12 protein-coding genes and 1 pseudogene are annotated in these 15,221 nt (G+C 68.6%); 5 read left to right on the plus strand and 8 right to left on the minus strand.

Annotated features, from left to right (window positions below; all coding sequences use genetic code 11):
- Window positions 1-178 precede the first annotated feature (178 nt).
- Window positions 179-646: a DUF5959 family protein gene (locus tag ACFYR0_RS35245; protein WP_389337610.1), complete on the plus strand. Its 468-nt coding sequence runs from the start codon at window positions 179-181 to the stop codon at window positions 644-646.
- Window positions 647-715: 69 nt separating this feature from the next.
- On the opposite strand, the pseudogene ACFYR0_RS35250 reads toward ACFYR0_RS35245, so the two are convergent.
- Window positions 716-1,117 (minus strand): annotated as a pseudogene (locus ACFYR0_RS35250) (IS110 family transposase); the annotation flags it as partial.
- Between the two features lie 256 nt (window positions 1,118-1,373).
- The gene (locus tag ACFYR0_RS35255; RefSeq protein WP_389337613.1) at window positions 1,374-1,886 is read right to left on the minus strand and encodes an HAD domain-containing protein; all 513 of its coding nucleotides are present in this window, start codon (window positions 1,884-1,886) and stop codon (window positions 1,374-1,376) included.
- 149 nt (window positions 1,887-2,035) lie between these two features.
- Between ACFYR0_RS35255 and ACFYR0_RS35260 the strand changes: the two genes are divergently transcribed.
- Window positions 2,036-2,536: a LysR substrate-binding domain-containing protein gene (locus tag ACFYR0_RS35260; RefSeq protein WP_389337616.1), complete on the plus strand. Its 501-nt coding sequence runs from the start codon at window positions 2,036-2,038 to the stop codon at window positions 2,534-2,536.
- On the opposite strand, the gene ACFYR0_RS35265 is transcribed toward ACFYR0_RS35260, so the two are convergent.
- The 4 genes from ACFYR0_RS35265 to ACFYR0_RS35280 form a co-directional block, all read right to left on the minus strand.
- Window positions 2,524-3,063 carry a hypothetical protein gene (locus ACFYR0_RS35265; protein ID WP_389337619.1) on the minus strand — a complete coding sequence of 180 codons (540 nt, stop codon included), beginning with the start codon at window positions 3,061-3,063 and terminating at the stop codon, window positions 2,524-2,526. The genes ACFYR0_RS35260 and ACFYR0_RS35265 overlap by 13 nt on opposite strands.
- Window positions 3,064-3,542: 479 nt before the next feature.
- The gene (locus ACFYR0_RS35270) at window positions 3,543-4,868 is read right to left on the minus strand and encodes a hypothetical protein (RefSeq protein WP_389337622.1); all 1,326 of its coding nucleotides are present in this window, start codon (window positions 4,866-4,868) and stop codon (window positions 3,543-3,545) included.
- A 4-nt stretch (window positions 4,869-4,872) separates the two neighbouring features.
- Window positions 4,873-7,617 (minus strand): AAA family ATPase, encoded by a 2,745-nt coding sequence (locus tag ACFYR0_RS35275; RefSeq protein WP_389337625.1) that lies wholly within the window; start codon window positions 7,615-7,617, stop codon window positions 4,873-4,875.
- 883 nt (window positions 7,618-8,500) lie between these two features.
- Window positions 8,501-9,565: a transposase gene (locus ACFYR0_RS35280; RefSeq protein WP_389337627.1), complete on the minus strand. Its 1,065-nt coding sequence runs from the start codon at window positions 9,563-9,565 to the stop codon at window positions 8,501-8,503.
- Window positions 9,566-10,406: 841 nt separating this feature from the next.
- On the opposite strand from ACFYR0_RS35280, the gene ACFYR0_RS35285 reads away from it, so the two are divergent.
- The 3 genes from ACFYR0_RS35285 (at window position 10,407) to ACFYR0_RS35295 (ending at window position 12,679) form a co-directional block, all read left to right on the plus strand.
- Window positions 10,407-11,012: a peptidoglycan-binding protein gene (locus ACFYR0_RS35285; protein WP_389337629.1), complete on the plus strand. Its 606-nt coding sequence runs from the start codon at window positions 10,407-10,409 to the stop codon at window positions 11,010-11,012.
- Window positions 11,013-11,230: 218 nt separating this feature from the next.
- On the plus strand, window positions 11,231-11,413 hold the full coding sequence (locus tag ACFYR0_RS35290; RefSeq protein WP_389337631.1) for a hypothetical protein: 183 nt from the start codon (window positions 11,231-11,233) through the stop codon (window positions 11,411-11,413).
- Window positions 11,414-11,668: 255 nt separating this feature from the next.
- Window positions 11,669-12,679, plus strand: coding sequence for an EamA family transporter (locus tag ACFYR0_RS35295; protein ID WP_389337634.1), 1,011 nt, complete (start codon window positions 11,669-11,671; stop codon window positions 12,677-12,679).
- A gap of 454 nt (window positions 12,680-13,133) precedes the next feature.
- On the opposite strand, the gene tgmC is transcribed toward ACFYR0_RS35295, so the two are convergent.
- Complete coding sequence (tgmC, locus tag ACFYR0_RS35300) at window positions 13,134-14,246, minus strand: ATP-grasp peptide maturase system methyltransferase (protein WP_389337637.1); 1,113 nt, start codon at window positions 14,244-14,246, stop codon at window positions 13,134-13,136.
- Complete coding sequence (tgmB, locus tag ACFYR0_RS35305) at window positions 14,243-15,193, minus strand: ATP-grasp ribosomal peptide maturase (protein WP_389337643.1); 951 nt, start codon at window positions 15,191-15,193, stop codon at window positions 14,243-14,245. Before tgmB ends, tgmC begins: the two co-directional genes overlap by 4 nt.
- Window positions 15,194-15,221 lie beyond the last annotated feature (28 nt).

Consider the following 15,221-nt stretch of genomic DNA (forward strand, 5'->3'; position numbering starts at 1 on the left):
TTCAGGCAACGGTCGAAGAGCGCGTGCATGCGGTGGACGGGGAGGGACGGGTAGGCCGCGGAGCCCTGTGGGATGCGGGGGCGGCGAGGAGGGTTACGACTCCTGACGAAGTACCGATCGTGGCCGGCTTGCGACGCGTGCATGATGACCGGGAACTCTGGGGGTTTCGGGAGGGCGCGTGAGCGAGGGCGTGGGAATGGACCTGATCTGCCTGATCGATCCGGACAGCAGCGTCCGGCTGCGCATTCTGGGGCGGAACAGGCCCGGGGCTGCCCCGTACCACGACTACCTTGACGCCGAACTCGTCATCACGAGTGCCTTCGCCGGCGGGCGCCTTGGGCTGCGCCTGTCACCGGAGGCCATGGACGACTGGTCAACGGCCCTGAACGAGCTCTCCAGCGGGCAGGACATCCGCTGGCCGGTCATGGACGAGACCGAAATCGGGATTGTGATCGACAGGCAGTTCTCGATACCCCGCCCCATCGTCACGGTGGATGACAGTGCCGAGTCCGGCGTTTCGGTCCGTATCGTCCTGAACCCGGGAGACGGCTGGGTGGACAGCCTGCGCGAGCAACTTGGCCGGGTCCGGAAGACATGGCCGAACCAGGTCGTCACGACGCCGCGATCAAGAAGCTACTGGCCGTGAGTTCAGGCGTCGCTGGCAGATCAGTGCGCATCCGAGGGCGAGTGGAAGACACCTCACGACCCCAAGCCGTCAAGCGGCAGCGGCCAGGGCGGTTGGGAAGGCGGTGTTCTCATCGCACAGTTCGCGTCGGTGGAGGCAGTGGAACATCTGCCCAAGCATGCGCTTGAAGGGGTTGCGCTGGGCAGCAGCGTGCCAGTCGCCGTGCTCGTCGTGGCGGCGAGGGTAGTAGGCCAAAGCCCTGGGCGAAGCCCGGAGGGCGGAAAAGGCCCAGAGGTAACCCGTGCGGTTGAGGCGGTCGTTTTCGACCCAGCGGCGGGTGATGCGGGACTTCTTGCCGGAGGCCCGGGTGATGGGCGAGGAGCCGGCGTAAGCCTTCAGGCCGCGGGCATCGGCGAAACGGCCCCGGTCGTCCCCGACCTCGGCGCGTAACCGGGCACCGAGCTGGATGCCGAGGCCGGGAACGAGCAGGACCGCAACGCCCGTCACCTGGCCGACGCGGGCGCCGCACGGGCGCTCCTCGGCGAGGCCGCTGCCTCTGCTCTGCAGAGCGCGCTCGGCCCGCTCCTGACCAACCCCGCCCTGCGCGCGGGGATGGCGGAGGAGGCCCCGCACACACGGGCGGGCCCCGCACACACGGGCGGCCGGATGCGGCGGGCCGGCTCGTGGATGTGGTGCTGTCCGCCTGATCCGCCGGGCAGCGGGCGGAGCGTTGGTCGGTTCCTGTGGATCACTGCGGGGAGCCTCGAGTGGCGCGCAGCCATTGGTCGAGGACTGCGAGGTCACCGAACGTGAGGCCGCGGGACGGTTCGACGCGGTGGAGGAGGGCCGGAGCGGGGTGGTGGGTGGACACCCAGTCACGGTCGGCGTCGGTGATCTCGTCGTCGACCCAGGCGAACGGGCGTCCGTCAGCCCATGCCAGCAGTGTTCGCGTCTTCCAGTGCAGCCCGAACCACCTGTCCTCGCGTTCGCGCGCGTCGAGGGTCTCCGGCCAGTGCACCACCGGAAGGGGCGACAGGCCGAGCCGCGGTGCCATGGAGGTGTTGGCCTCCTCCTCCCAGGTCGTGGCCCAGACCAGCTCGCACGGCAGGGCTGCGAGGCGAGGTCCGACGCGCAGGTCGAGCCGCGTCAGGTGCGAATCCGCCGCGGTTCCTGACGGCTCGCGCTGCGGGCCGTCGCCGAACGGCAGGAGAGGCCCGTCGACATCCAGGAACAGCAGCGGGCGTTCATTGCCCCGGCTCACGTCGCACCCTCCAGTACCCCCCGGCCAGGACGACGCGCTTCAAGCGGGCGCCGTCGCGGATCATCGGAACGGGGACCGGGGAGGAGCTCGCCGCCGGGGGCGCGAGCGTCGTCGACGACGTCGACCGCCTAGCGGTGCGGGTCCGCGCCGTGGCCAGTGCCCAGACCGGCACACTCCGACTGGCCTGCTGTCCCGCCGCCACCACCCTGTTCGCCGTCGACGTGGCCGATGCCCTGGAGAAGACGGTCCCCGGTCTGCGGGTGACGCTGCGTGGCGCCCGCAGCCCCAAACAGGAGCTGGAACTGCTCACCGACGGGCACGCGGACGCGGCCTTCATGTGGTTGCCGGTCGGGGACGTCGGGCTGCACACCGCCGTGGTCCGCACCGACTCGCGGGCCGTGGCACTGTCCACCCGTCATCCCCTGGCCCTGCACCTCACGGCTCTGGCTACTGACGAGGCCCTCTGGTGCAGCTGTCGGACTGGAGGTGGCCGAGGCCGTAGAGCCCATCGGGTCTGGATTCGGCAGGCCTGCAGAGCGGCGCGTGCGGGGAATGCAGGGCTGCGAGGAGCAGCAGGTGCTGGCTCCTTTGGGGGACGCTCGGGCTCGCGCTGCGTCGTCTCGTCGTTCCACTCCCGTCAACGGGAGTGATCGGCCATGGACAGCAGGAGGTGGGCCGTCTCATCCCGGAGGTGGTCGCTGTGTGCCCCCCCAAGGCTCAACCCGCCCCCGACGAACACCTCACTGGCGTCGACGTTGACGAACTGGTGATCCAGCGTGTTCAGCGGATACGCCTCATCCACGGGGTGCATCGGCACGCCTGAGATGGGTGCAGGCGCCGTGCCGATCCCTGAGTGGCCGATGCCTGCGTACCTCTCGGCCTGCAAATGCCAGAAGCCGGCGGCCCGGTCGTGTTGTGAGTAGGTCGCGACGATGGGTCCCCTCAACGGTGCACCTCCAAGCGCGGTGAAGGTGTCGGAGAACGCGTTGCGTGGCGCCGCCATTTGCAGAAGCAGCATCGAGTCGACACTGAACGGCCGGTTGGGCCGGTCCGGCACGCTCCAGCCCAGCGTTTTGTTGCGTGGGTTCTCGGCTGCCCACTGCACCGCCTCGCATAGGAAGCGGCAGCCGAATGAGTGGCCCACCAGGTGCAGGTACTGTCCGCCTCGGGTCTTCATCAAGCTAGGCGCCCGGGGATCTCCGCGCTCAGCGTCTAGGTATCCCAGCAGTTGCCCGATGATGCGGGCCGCCTGCCCTTGCGTACTCATGTCGTGTGCCCGGTCGCGTATGCGGCGGTAGCCGCTTGGTGAGGGGGCGGAGCGAGAAGGCCAGCGCACCACTACACCCCACGGCGAGAAGGCGGCGCGCCTCAGGGCGCTGTACAGCTGGGAGTGTTTTTCGTACTGCACAGTCATTAGGCGCAGTAGTTCGGTGGCAGCAGTGAGCGCGGATTCCTGGGAGGTTAACCAGCCGTGAACATAGACGACGATGTCGGTGGCGGCGGTCGGCGGGCGCGATACCTCGGCGAAGTAGGGTCGCCAAGCCCTGGCCGGCACCGGGCGTGGGCCTTGGGGTGTGGACATCTGTAGTCGGCCGGTCTTGTCTAGATCGATGACACAAAGGGCGGGGGCCGGTCGTGCGGGCTTTGGCGGGACGCTCATGCGGCCATCTCCTGTTCGTGCCCCGTGGCAGTGACCGGCGCGCGCCTCAAGCGGGTGTCCATGCCGTAGTGGAGGGAGTAGGCGATGCCCAGCGGATTGTGCAGCTTGTCAGCGAAGTCTCTGGCCAGGGTGAGGGCGATTCCCCCCGCTGTGTCGTCGCCATTCAGGTACAGGCGCACGAACCGCAGCGCGTACTCGGCGGCGAACTTCTGAGGCATCCCGATCTGTGGGCCCAGCACCCCCCGTGCACCGGACCGGATGAACTCCCCGCCAAGATGGGCCCGGTCTGTCTCGCCGCCGCTCGCGGAGGCGTGGCAGGCGTTGAGGATGACGAAGGGGTGGAAGGGTGTGTCTTGGCCAACGCCGGTGCGCCAGGCGTGCAGGTTTCCGGCGTGGATGGCGGTCTGGTCCGTGAGCCGGATCACCAGATGGGGCGGCTCCGGCCCGGCGGGCTCGAACGCGCCGTGACACCAGAAGTACATGAGGTGTTCGTTGAGGCGGGGGTTTTCGAGCGCCTCCAGCAATTCGTGTCGGTGGGCGCGCTCACAGGGTGCGGTGCCGTCTTTGAGGGCGGAGGCGACTTTGTTCTTGCAGGTGAGCTGCCCGGTCACGTCGAGGGTCAGATCGTGGTTCAGGCTGACGACGGGTGGCTTGGTCAGCTCGGTGGGAGCAGCTGTGGGGGGATGCGCGTCTCCAGTCTGGTCGATGCGGTGTCGGTGGCCGAGGAACCGCTCGAACAGTCCCTCCGGCTCGTCCTGGCGCACTTCAGGGAGATCAACTGGCCGCAAACACATCAGCGGCCAGGGCAGGAACAGTTCAGAGTCGAAGCGGATACGCAGACCGTCCTTGGCAAGGATTTGGGCCAGGTCTTCGCGGAATGTGATCACCTCGTCTTGCTCTTCGCCGAACAGCGTGTCGAAGAGCAGGTGCTGGCCCATCAGGACCAGCTCCCGCAGGATCCGCAGGAACTCCGCCCTCGGTTCCGCGCGCAGGTCGATCTGGTCGGCGTAAGGGTGTTCGAGCCTTCCTTCTCCCAGGTTGCCGGTGGCGTCGTACGGGGTGAAGCCGACGAAGACCTCGTCCCACAGCTTGCAAAGCCGAGCCGCCTCGAGGCGTACTGTGCTTGGCAACACTTTCAGGCGCGGACCGTAGCCAGCGCTGTAAAGGCCGAAGGTGGCCGCCCCGGACATCCGGGCCCTAATAGCCTGCCCGCCGGAGATGATGTCCAGTGACAGGATGAGGTCCGGGTGCGGACCGACGTACAGGTCGCGGAAGCCGCGGCTGGGATCCTGGCGGGTCCATGACGTCATCTCAGTCGGCATCGGCTCACCTTCCGATCTGGTCCGGCCAGGGCATGCTCATGGCCTGGTCTGGTGTCGCGTCCGTGAGATCGACCTCCGTCTCGAGCTGGTGCAGGACAGTGCCTGACGCCTCGTCGACGATGGTGAATCGCAATCTGTGCCGTCCGGGCCGCTCGGACCGGAACTGGAACTCTGCGCCGTGCTTGGCCTGCGCCGAGGCGCGGAACAGTGCCAAGGGCGGCGCCAACGTCCCGCGTGTGAGCGGCACGGCGATGGCCTGGAGATAGGGCGCGCTCGCGAGATCCGCCCAGGGGTGGCGCGCGCCGGGCTCGACACGTAGCAGGATGTGGGCGTCCGTGTGGACGGCGGGCGCGTCATCGAGGAGCGTCAGACGGACCCGGCAAGCGTCGGAGGCCCCGGCGGGCTCGTCAGCGCTCTGGCCGAGCACGGTGACGGGCAGCATGGTCAGACGGGCCAGTAGGGGCAGATCGTACGCGCTGACCTCGTCATCTGAAGGCTGCTGCCACCACGAGGGGAGATCCAGTGCGGGGCGAGCGGGGGTAAGAACGTCACCTAGACGCTGGGGAATGTCTTGCTGGCACCGTACGTACTGTTGCCAGGCCTGGGCAGTGGCGTCGCCCACGCTCTCGAAGAGTCGGCTTGCTTCGCCGATCTGTTCCATAGCCTGGGGTATCGCCTCGTCGGGACTGGTCGCGAGAGTACGCAGCCCCGATGCCAACAATGACCAGGCCTGGCCGCGACGGCAGTCCAATCTCTTGAAGAAGGATGCGGAGGTCAGCAGGTCCCTACTCGGCAGCAGCGCAGCGCCCAGAACAACCGCGAAGTGTCGCGCCCAGGCTTCCAATTGCCAGTCACCGGTTCGAAGCTCGTCGAACGGGGGCAGGTACGGCAGGTACAAGGGCAGTATCCGGGCACGTAGCTCTATACCATGCGTTGGCTTTGTGGATAGCAGTTGGTAGAGACTCGTCCAGGACGCTCCCCTCGCGTCCTCGGTGGCCTGGTGCATTTTCCAAGCTTCGTCCAACAAAGCGGGCGCGTCGTCAGTCCCCAAGAGCATGTGCCGGCGTCCGGACTCGGTGGCCACCCACGCCAGGCCACGCGCGTCCTCCAGATTCCTGAACCTCTCCCCAGCAGCGTCGAACAGTCGCTCGGCACTCTGCAGGTGGCCGAGCAGCAGCTGGCACCGGCCCTGCTCCAACCGGGCCCAGGCCAGGTCGCGGTATGACTTACGTTCCTCGTAGCCGAACGCGGCCCGGGCCAGGTACTTTTCCGCCTCCTCAGACCACCCTTGGTCGCAGCGCACTGCCCCGCGAGCCAGCAGCCTCGAAGGATCCTCCTCGACCGGGGATCCATCCGGGCGTTCCTGGTCCAGGGCGGCAATCGCTTCGCGTAGTCGGCCAGAGTCGCGCAGAACCAACGCGAGTTCGGCGGCGGCTTCATGCGGGTTCACCATGCGAAGCAGGTGGTCCGCTTGGTCCAGCTGGCCCACATGCCGAGCTGATACTGCCATCGGCACCACCAGCGAGCCCGCCGTGTCCGGCAGTGCGTGATGGGCAACGATCGCGCGCAGCGCGAAGAGCCGGTGCGGATCGCCCTGCTCTGCCAGGTAGCGTGCCAGCGTGCCAGACAGAGGGATGTCGCCGACGCTCGGAACCCGGATCATTTGCTGGATCAGTTTCAGACAGTCGTCGATCATTTCGCCGTGCACCGGGGGACCAGTGCCGTCCAGGGCGGCCTCAAGCCGGTCAAGCGCGACGTCGTGCAGGCGGCGCCATCGGTGTGACAGGGTACGGAGGCTGTCCGGGTCCAGCAGCGCCTGCACTGCAGGATGTACCTGGAACCTTGCCCCTCTTACTCGTTGCGCTAGCCCCGATGCACACAAAGTCTCGATCAACTTGGAGGGCCGCTCGTCGTAAGGTGGGGAGAGGAGCACCGTACGCACCATCTCTTCGTCGAACTCACGGAGATCCGAGCGGGCCAGCCGAAACAGCAATTCCTCAGCCCGGGATCCGAGCCGCCGCAGTGCTCTGGCCACCAGTTCCCCGGGCCCGCTTATGCTGGCCGGCGGATGGTCCGCTGCAACGATTCGTAGGAAAAGAGGCAGATTCTGGGCGTAAGGTCCCGGAGAGTCAACCTTCCCGAGAAGCAGTGCGGCGTGTGCGTCGTCCAGCGGCCGCACTTGGTAGATGCGCGCCGACTCGTCCGATCTCAGCCCGCCAGCCCACTGGTCGGAGTCGCTGGTGAAGATCACCACGGCGCCAGAACCTTCGAATCCCTGGAGGAGCAGATCTGCCTCGGAGCGGCCCGACACATCGTCGAAGACCACCACCGCCGGGGAACGGACCATCTGGGTGTGCACCAGATCTGGAAGGCCCACAGGCGCCGTATAGGGGCCGTAGCGCCACTGGTCACTGGATGAATCCGGAGAATGAAACAAGAGCCTTCGCTCCGCGCCCAGCTGGCCGAGAACCCGCAGGTGAGGTACCTCAGGGTCATCGTGAAAGCGGCGATTCGGCAGCATCGGCATCCAGCACACCGGCAGTCCGCGCTGTGCTCCGCAGTCACGGGCCAGGCGGGCCGCAAGCGCCGACTTGCCCACTCCGGGAGCGCCGTGCAGGACGAGTATCCGAGGATTCGGTTGGCGCTCGTCCGACAGATACGTGCCCAGACTGGCGATATCCCGGTCCCGACCGATGAACGGCTCCGGTTCGTCCGGCGGACCGAGTGGCCTACGCAAATCGTGACTCACGATTATCGCCTCACCCAACCCGATACGTCATCCGCCGACACGCTCAGGGAGGTTCCGGAGAGCCGTTTGCGAGCGACAGGCGCCGACTTGACCGAGTCGTTCTTGCGGTTCGAAGGTACAACGATGGTGTCAACGCGGCGTCATCCGACCGTCACTCTTGAGATGGCGACGGATGTCTTCCGCTGGTCGGGCACAGGGATGGTCCCTGCTGCGGCATGAAGAGGTGGAGCGGCGGGAAGCCGAACGCCGCGCCGTCATCGGCCTCGTCGGCTCCATGGGCGCCGCCCTCGTCGCCGTCCTGGAATGGTGGGTACGCACGCGATGGCCAATCAGCCTCCGCACCGACGCGTGTGTACGGAAGCACACACATACCCGTCCCTGACGGTCGAAGGAAACGCGACACAAGCCGCCCACACAGAGTCGATGAGGTCGACCTCAGATGTGGTGGCGGCCGCTTGGCCTGGACCTGGACGTGGCAGTCGTCGCGACAAGCGTCAAGGACCGTGATGCCGTCGCCGGCCTGCTCGCGAGGCTGCGTGAGGCGTTCTTCTCTGTTCGCCTCGTCGAGGCTGCTTGCGGACGCGGCTTCCTCCCGCCGTCCGCACCCACCAACCCACTCCGATCACTCGATCAAGGCCGTTGTCCGGCTGGACGAGCCCGCGGATCGGTACGCGGACGGTGGGCGAGTCAGGCGAGGTACGGCATCACGGCCGGACCGGTGAATCCGTTCGCCAGGTAGCTGCCGAGCCCATGGAAGTCGAGCCCGTTGTGGAACGTCTCGTCCTGGTCGACCGGAAACTCTTCGGGGCGAAGCTGCGGATCATCGGAAGCGCGGTGACGGCGGCCATGACAAGCGGCGCTGCCAAGATTTCCGTGAAGCCAATCATGAGGTTGTCGTGTTGGTGACTCTCGGTGGTCGTCGGCTGGAGGCCACGAGCAGGGTGCGCTTCCGTAGCAGCCGGAAGCCGACGCGGCCTGCCATCTGGCGCTTGATCGCCTTGATGTCCGTAACTCTGCCCTCGACGATCCCTGAGTTCCAGGGGGTGCTGAAGCTCTGGATGACGGCGGGCAGGTCGTTGCGGAGGTTGCGGGCGAAGCTGCGGATCATCGGAAGTGCGGCGTCTTCGGCTCGGTCGATCCAGCCGGGCAGTCGCCGGGCGCCGTCCAGCCGGTCCATGATCTTGGAGAACTCGCGGACGTGTGCGGCGGTGTCGGCGAGTTCGGGACAGTGGTCCAGGACGCGCTTGAGCCCGAGACTCTCGTCGCTGCGGAGGCTGTCGGGGTGGCGCGTGAGCCAGGTGGCGACCTGGCGGACGGTGGGCGCCTCAGGGAGCCGGCCCGGCGGACCGTCAAGGGTGCGCAGGGGTTCCAGCCAGCGGCGGACTGATCGGGAACTGCCTGTGTAGCCGAGTTGCTGGAGTTCGCGGAACAGGCGCCCGCTGTCGGTACAGCCTTCGCTCCACCGCTGGTTGAGATAGGCGACGTAGCGGACCAGGGCCCGGCCGCCGAGGCGCGGGGTGATGAGCATGTGCTCCACTGTGTCCGCGTGGGCGTAGCGGCGTACTGTCTTGCGGTCCAGGCCGAGCCGGTCGGCGATCCGCCCGATGCCGACTCCCTTGTCCCACAGGGCGTGGACGTCGACGTATCTCTGGCGCACCGCTGCTGCCCGGGCACCCTCGGGCAGCACCATGTCGGTGGCCGGGTCCGGGGCGGGCTCGGGCTCTCCGGCTGAGGAGACCAGGCAGGAGCGGTGAGAGGCCACGCCCTTCTCGACGTTCTCGCACAGGTTCTTCCAGACATGAAAGCGGTCAGCGACCTGGACCGCGTCCGGTGCAGCGGCTTGGGCCGCCGAGGCGTAGGCGCCGGCACGGTCGCGGCAGATGATCTCGATGCCGGGGTGGTCGCGGAGCCAGGCAGCTGTGGTGTCCGCCTCGCGGTCGTCGAGCACGTCGACCGGCTCGCCGGTCTCGCAGTTGGAGACCGTGGAGCCTGCCGGGAGTGCCCGGTCCGGGCCGCCCGCATTCGGGTCCGACGAGCAGTTGGTGGCGATGCCGGTGGAGCGGGCCCGGTCGGAGGGATTGCAGCTGACCGGGCAGGGCCGGCTCGCTCCGGGCCGCCCGGACCCCAGTTCCGCCCCATTCCAGCCGTTGCGCGCCCTGCTCCGCCTGTTTGCGGCTCCCGGCGCGCCTCTCGTGGACAGTCGCCTCGGATCCGTCGAAGCGGGACTTCCGGCTACCTTGCTTCGAACGCTCCTCCCCGACGGCGTCCTCGGCAGACGGGGGCGTCTCCTGGCAACGACCCCGCGGCACGGAGACGCGGTTTCTCCGACCAAGGCGGGAGCGGCTTGGGTGCGTTACATCCGATGATGCGCTTCCCGCGTTCGATGCGCCATCGCAGGTCTCCTGGGTTGCAGCGGAACGGCAGCGGAGGAGGCTAGAAGTGACGGGAGGGACCATCCGAATCAGCGTCAGCCAAGGGTGAGTGCCATGCCACACGATGATCAATTCACGGCGGTGGGACCGTCTTTCACGGGTGCTGGATTCCCTCGCGCGGGGTTTTCCACGAAGTCGACGGACACCGTGTATGGGGTCAACGTTGTCGGGACGTTCTGTGGTGTCTATGGAGAGAGCCTGGCCCCGGGCGAGGAGTCGGACAGGGAAGCCGAACCGAACCTGATCGGAGTGGCAGGCGAGGGCAGCAAGTACGGGGTGTTGGGCAGAGGGCGGAACCTTGCCGGAGTCCTCGGCTTCGGTCGACGCGGGGACACCGGGGGAGTGTTCGGGATCTCAATGAGCCGCGCGCCCGGCGTGGTGGGTCAGAGCCGTATCGATTTCCGGTTCGACACACTGCCTACGGGCGACAGCGCGAAGCACGGCGGTTCGGCCATCGGGGTGCTGGGCGAGAGCGGCAGCGGCGCCGGGGTCTCGGGCGTGAGCTCGGAGGGAGCCGGGGTCTCCGGTGCCAGCACCAACGGGCACGGCGGGGAGTTCTCGTCGACCCGGGCGGCACAGATCCGCCTGACTCCCTCCCGGCAGACCACCGTTCCCCCGGACACCGGCCAGGCAGGTGACCTTCTCGCCATCCAGCGGGGCGAGTTCACCACGCTGTGGTTCTGCGTGCTGTCCCAGATCGACGGCCGGCCGGCGGTCTGGGGGAAGGTACACCTGGACCGGCCGTCCTCCCCGAGCCCGACGCTCGAAGAGGGCGCACAAGGGCAGGACGTCAAGAACGCCCAAGGACTCCTCGCCGCCCACGGTCACGACCCCGGACCGATCGACGGCATCTTCGGACCGCAGACAGCCGCCGCCACCAGGGCCTTCCAGGAGGAGGCGCGCATCGTGGTCGACGGGCAGATCGGCCCTCAGACGTGGAACGCGCTGCTCAATCACTTCTGACAGGAGCGCACCGGGTCTGACGGAGACTCTGTACGTCGACTGGGGCCGGTGTCGAGCTTAGTGGTCGGCATCGTGTCCGTGAGGCCGATCAGAGGCGCCCGGTCATGCCCGTCGTCGGAGGGTGGTTGGGGGCTTCCGGCACCGGGAGGTTCTATCGGATGTCGGCGATGGGCCGGGCCATCGTGTGTCCGGCCAGACGCTGAAGGAGGTTCTGCGCTTTGCTGATCCGCGCCCGCGCCCGCGCCCGCGTGCCCGCCTACGCCAAACCGGACGCCGGAGCACCCCACGTCTTCGCCGTACCCGCCGACGGCAGCGGCGCGCCGCGGAAACTGTTCATGGGCGGTTCTCCCACGCTCACCACCCGCGGCACCGTGTCACGCAGTTCCAGCCCGGTTCCGTGAGCCGTCCGCACGGCACCCACCAGACCACCGGCACAGGCCCGAACTGCCCGCTGGGCAGGTCGCCTTCGGTTCGGCCGGCCCGCTCGTGACAACGGATCGGATGACACACCCGGCTGCGTCGGCGCCGGTCGGTCGCACGGCACCGGGAAGGGGTCCGCGCCCCGCGTGGCGTCTGTCGAGCAGCCCGGAGGGGACCCGCTGTCACCGACCGCAATTGGTGTGGCCCACCGGCCGACCCTCTCATAGGGTCCTGGCATGACGGCTTCCCACAGCAATCCCGCAGATCGCACGGCTCCGCGAGACGCCGACGAGCCCTTCTCCCCGGGCGGCGCCGGGGCCGTCAGCGATTCCGCGCACGGGGCGGGTCGGCCCGCCCGGCGCCGCTTCGGCGCAGCGGTCTGGGCGGCCCTCGTCATCGTCTACGTGGTGTGGGGCTCCACATACCTCGGCATCAAGGTCGTGGTGGAGACCATGCCGCCCTTCCTCTCCGCCGCCGCCCGGTTCGTCGTCGCCGGGCTGCTCCTCGCCGCCTTCCTGGCTGTCCGGCACGGCCCCTCCGTGCTGCGGGTGACACGCCGAGAGCTCGGCTGCGCCGCGCTGGTCGGCCTGCTCCTGCTGGTCGGCGGCAACGGGCTCGTCGTCTTCGCCGAGAGGACGGTGCCTTCCGGACTCGCGGCCCTGCTCATCGCTGTCGTCCCGGCGTGGATGGTGGTGCTTCGCACAGCCGTCGGCGACCGGCCGGGACGCGGGGCCTACGGCGGTGTCCTGCTCGGACTCGCCGGACTCGCCGTGCTGACACTGCCGGGACTCAGCGGCGACGTGCGTATCTCCGGGGTGCTGACCGTGATGGCGGCCACTGTGCTGTGGTCGGTCGGTTCGTTCTCCTCCTCGCGGCTGCCGATGCCGAAGAACCCTTTCGTCGCCAGCGCCTACGAGATGGTCGCAGGCGGTCTTGGCTGTGCCGTGCTCGCCGCGACACGGGGCGAGCAGCGCGGACTGGACCTCAGCGCCTTCTCGACCCGCTCCTGGATCGCCCTGGTGTATCTGATCGTCTTCGGCTCGCTGGTCGCGTTCACGGCCTATGTCTGGCTGCTCCACAGCGCTCCACTCTCACTGACAGCGACCTACGCCTATGTGAACCCGGTCGTGGCGGTCGTTCTCGGCGCGATCATCCTCGGCGAAACGGTGACCTGGCCCATCGCTCTGGGCGGCGCGGTGGTGGTCGCAGGGGTCTGCCTGATCGTCTCCACCGAGCGCCGCGCCTGACGCGTCGTCAGTCCGTGTGCGGGCGGTCGGCTCCGGCGCCGTGATCGCCCGACGTGATGCCGTCGACGGCACCGTGCCCTCGGGCCCGAGGCGCCGTCCAGCGGGGGAGCGGGCAGCGGCGGAGCTGGTGGTTACGGGTAGGACGGAAACCGATCTTCAGCGCGCAACCCAAGCAATTCCTGGTGTCTGGCCTGCCGCCGTGCCTGTCGTGAACCGGTCGGTTGACGATCGCGACTTCGTTCTGCCGTTCTGACGATCACGGCGGCTGAGCAGGAACCGGCTCCAAGATCGTCATTAATTACTCCGGCTGAGGATCTTCAAGTCACGCTGTCGCTGGATCCGGCGTGGGTGAAGGAGCGCGCGGAGGCGTGCACGGCGCGGCGTGTCAGGGCTTCCGGTGTGGAAGCCCCGCCCGTTCGCCCGTGGGGGAGTGGGGTGGGCGGGGCAGACGGGGTTACCAGTCGATGGTCTGGCCGTCCGGTGTGACGGTGACGGTGAACTGGGTGAGTGGGGGCTGGCCGTCGTTGTTCCAGTGCAGGACGGCCGTCTCCACGGCGTCCCACAGGGGCTCTGGGCCGTTGTGGCGGACGGTCCATCGGCTGTCGTCCTCGTACACGGACGCCCAGGCCCCGGATTCGGTGTCGACGAGGACGTGCTCCGTGCGCCCGTTCTGCTGCAGGGTCAGATGCTGCGCGCGGGGGACCGCCAGCTGTACGACGAAGCGGGCAGTCCAGTCGTTGAGGACGTCCGCGCCGACGGCGGTCTCGCGCTCTTTGCCCGCGGTCAGGTCCGGCAGCAGACCGAGCGGCGGGGGCAGATGCGGGCGGGCCAGCATGAAGCTGACGCCGCCGCCCAGGAACCGTCCGGACGCCGTGCCGTCGTCGTTAACGGTCAGCCGCGCGAGTTCCGACGAGCCGAGCCAGCCGCCGACGGTGGCCAGGATCAGCCCGCCCGGCCTCGTCTGCGTGACCCACGCCCCGGGGACCGCGCGCACACCGCACGTCGCGACGATGCGGTCGTACGGCGCTCTCTCAGAGTGGCCGAGGAGCCCGTCCCCGGTGACGAGGGTGGGGTGCATCCCGAGCCGGCCCAGGGCCCCGGCGGCCCGCGCGGCCACCTCGTCGTCGTACTCGACCGAGGTGACGGACTCCTCGCCCAGGCGCGCGCACAGGAGCGCGGTGCAGTAGCCGGTGCCGGTGCCGATCTCCAGCACGCGGGAGCCGTCGGTGACGTCGAGGTCCTCCAGCATCCGGAGCACCAGGGAGGGCCGGGTGCTGGAGCTGGACGGCTCGCGCATGATCTCGCCGCGGACGTCTTCCGGCCGGATGGTGCCCGCGATCTGCGTGACGAGCGAGTCGTCCGTGTAGCAGCCGTCGAGCCAGCCGTCCTCGCCCTCCCGCACCGGGGCCCACGCGGAGGGCGTGGCACCGGGCACGGGGCGGAAGAACCCGCCGCGCAGGAACTCGTGGCGGGGTACGGCCCCGGCGGCACGCTTCCAGGCGTCCGTCCGCACGGCGCCGCTCGCGGCCAGCATCTCGATGAGCTGCCGGTGTTGTCCTTCGCTCACGGGTTCCTCTCCAGCAGGTCGGCCAGGGCTGCGCGCATCGGCAGGCCCGTTTCGGTCTCCAGCCAGTACCACTGGCCGGAGGGGTTGCACTCCATGAACCACCATCGCCCGTCGGTGCCCAGGCAGAAGTCGAAGGCGCCGAAAACGAGGCCGAAGCGGTCCAGGTACCGGTAGAGCGCCGGCTCGATCCCCGACGGTGCCTGGACGGCCGTGTACCGCAGCCGGCTGTAGTCGGTGCGCCAGTCCAGGAGATCGGAGTCGATGCGGACGCAGAACACGTGCGGGCCGATCACGGTGACCCGGATGTCCGCCGCCTTCCGTACGCGTTCCTGGAACAGGTGCACGGTGCCGGCCACGCGGTCGTCGATGCCGTCGGCCGCGACCTCGGCGATCCGTACGGCGCAGGAGACGCCGTCGATCCGGTAGACGGGGTTCGACAGCGGCTTGTAGACCACCGAGGAGCGGCTCTCGACGAAGGCGCGGGCGGAGTCGGCGCACGACGTGATCAGGGTGTCCGGGACGTCGAACCCGGCGTCCACGGCCGCGGCCAGGCCGGACGGCTTGAACTCGGCGTCGGCGGCCCGGTGGGGGTGGTTGACGTAGAGGCAGCCGGGCAGGGACGCCAGTACGCCCCCGAGGCCGTAGCGGGCCTGGGTGACGGCGAACCGGGCGTCCTGCTCGCTCAGGTGCGGGAAGGCGAAGCCGGTCGGGCGGCGGTAGTACAGGGCCCGCACGGCGGCCAGGTCGGCTGTCCTGGACGGGGTGAGCAGGCGGCCCCGGAGGCCTTGTCGGGTGATCTCGGCGTCCACCGACAACGATGCGGGAAAGTCACCGGAGTCGAGCTGCACGACCGGGATGCCCCGGTCGTGCAGCTCTGCGATACTGACTTCAGCTCGTCGGGGTGAATTCTTGCGAAGTCCCTGATGGGCGTGGGTGAGTGGCTGTATCCGTGTGGTGTGCGATATGCGGATGGGG

The organism is Streptomyces sp. NPDC005017 (assembly GCF_042873115.1).
Classification (GTDB): Bacteria; Actinomycetota; Actinomycetes; order Streptomycetales; family Streptomycetaceae; genus Streptomyces.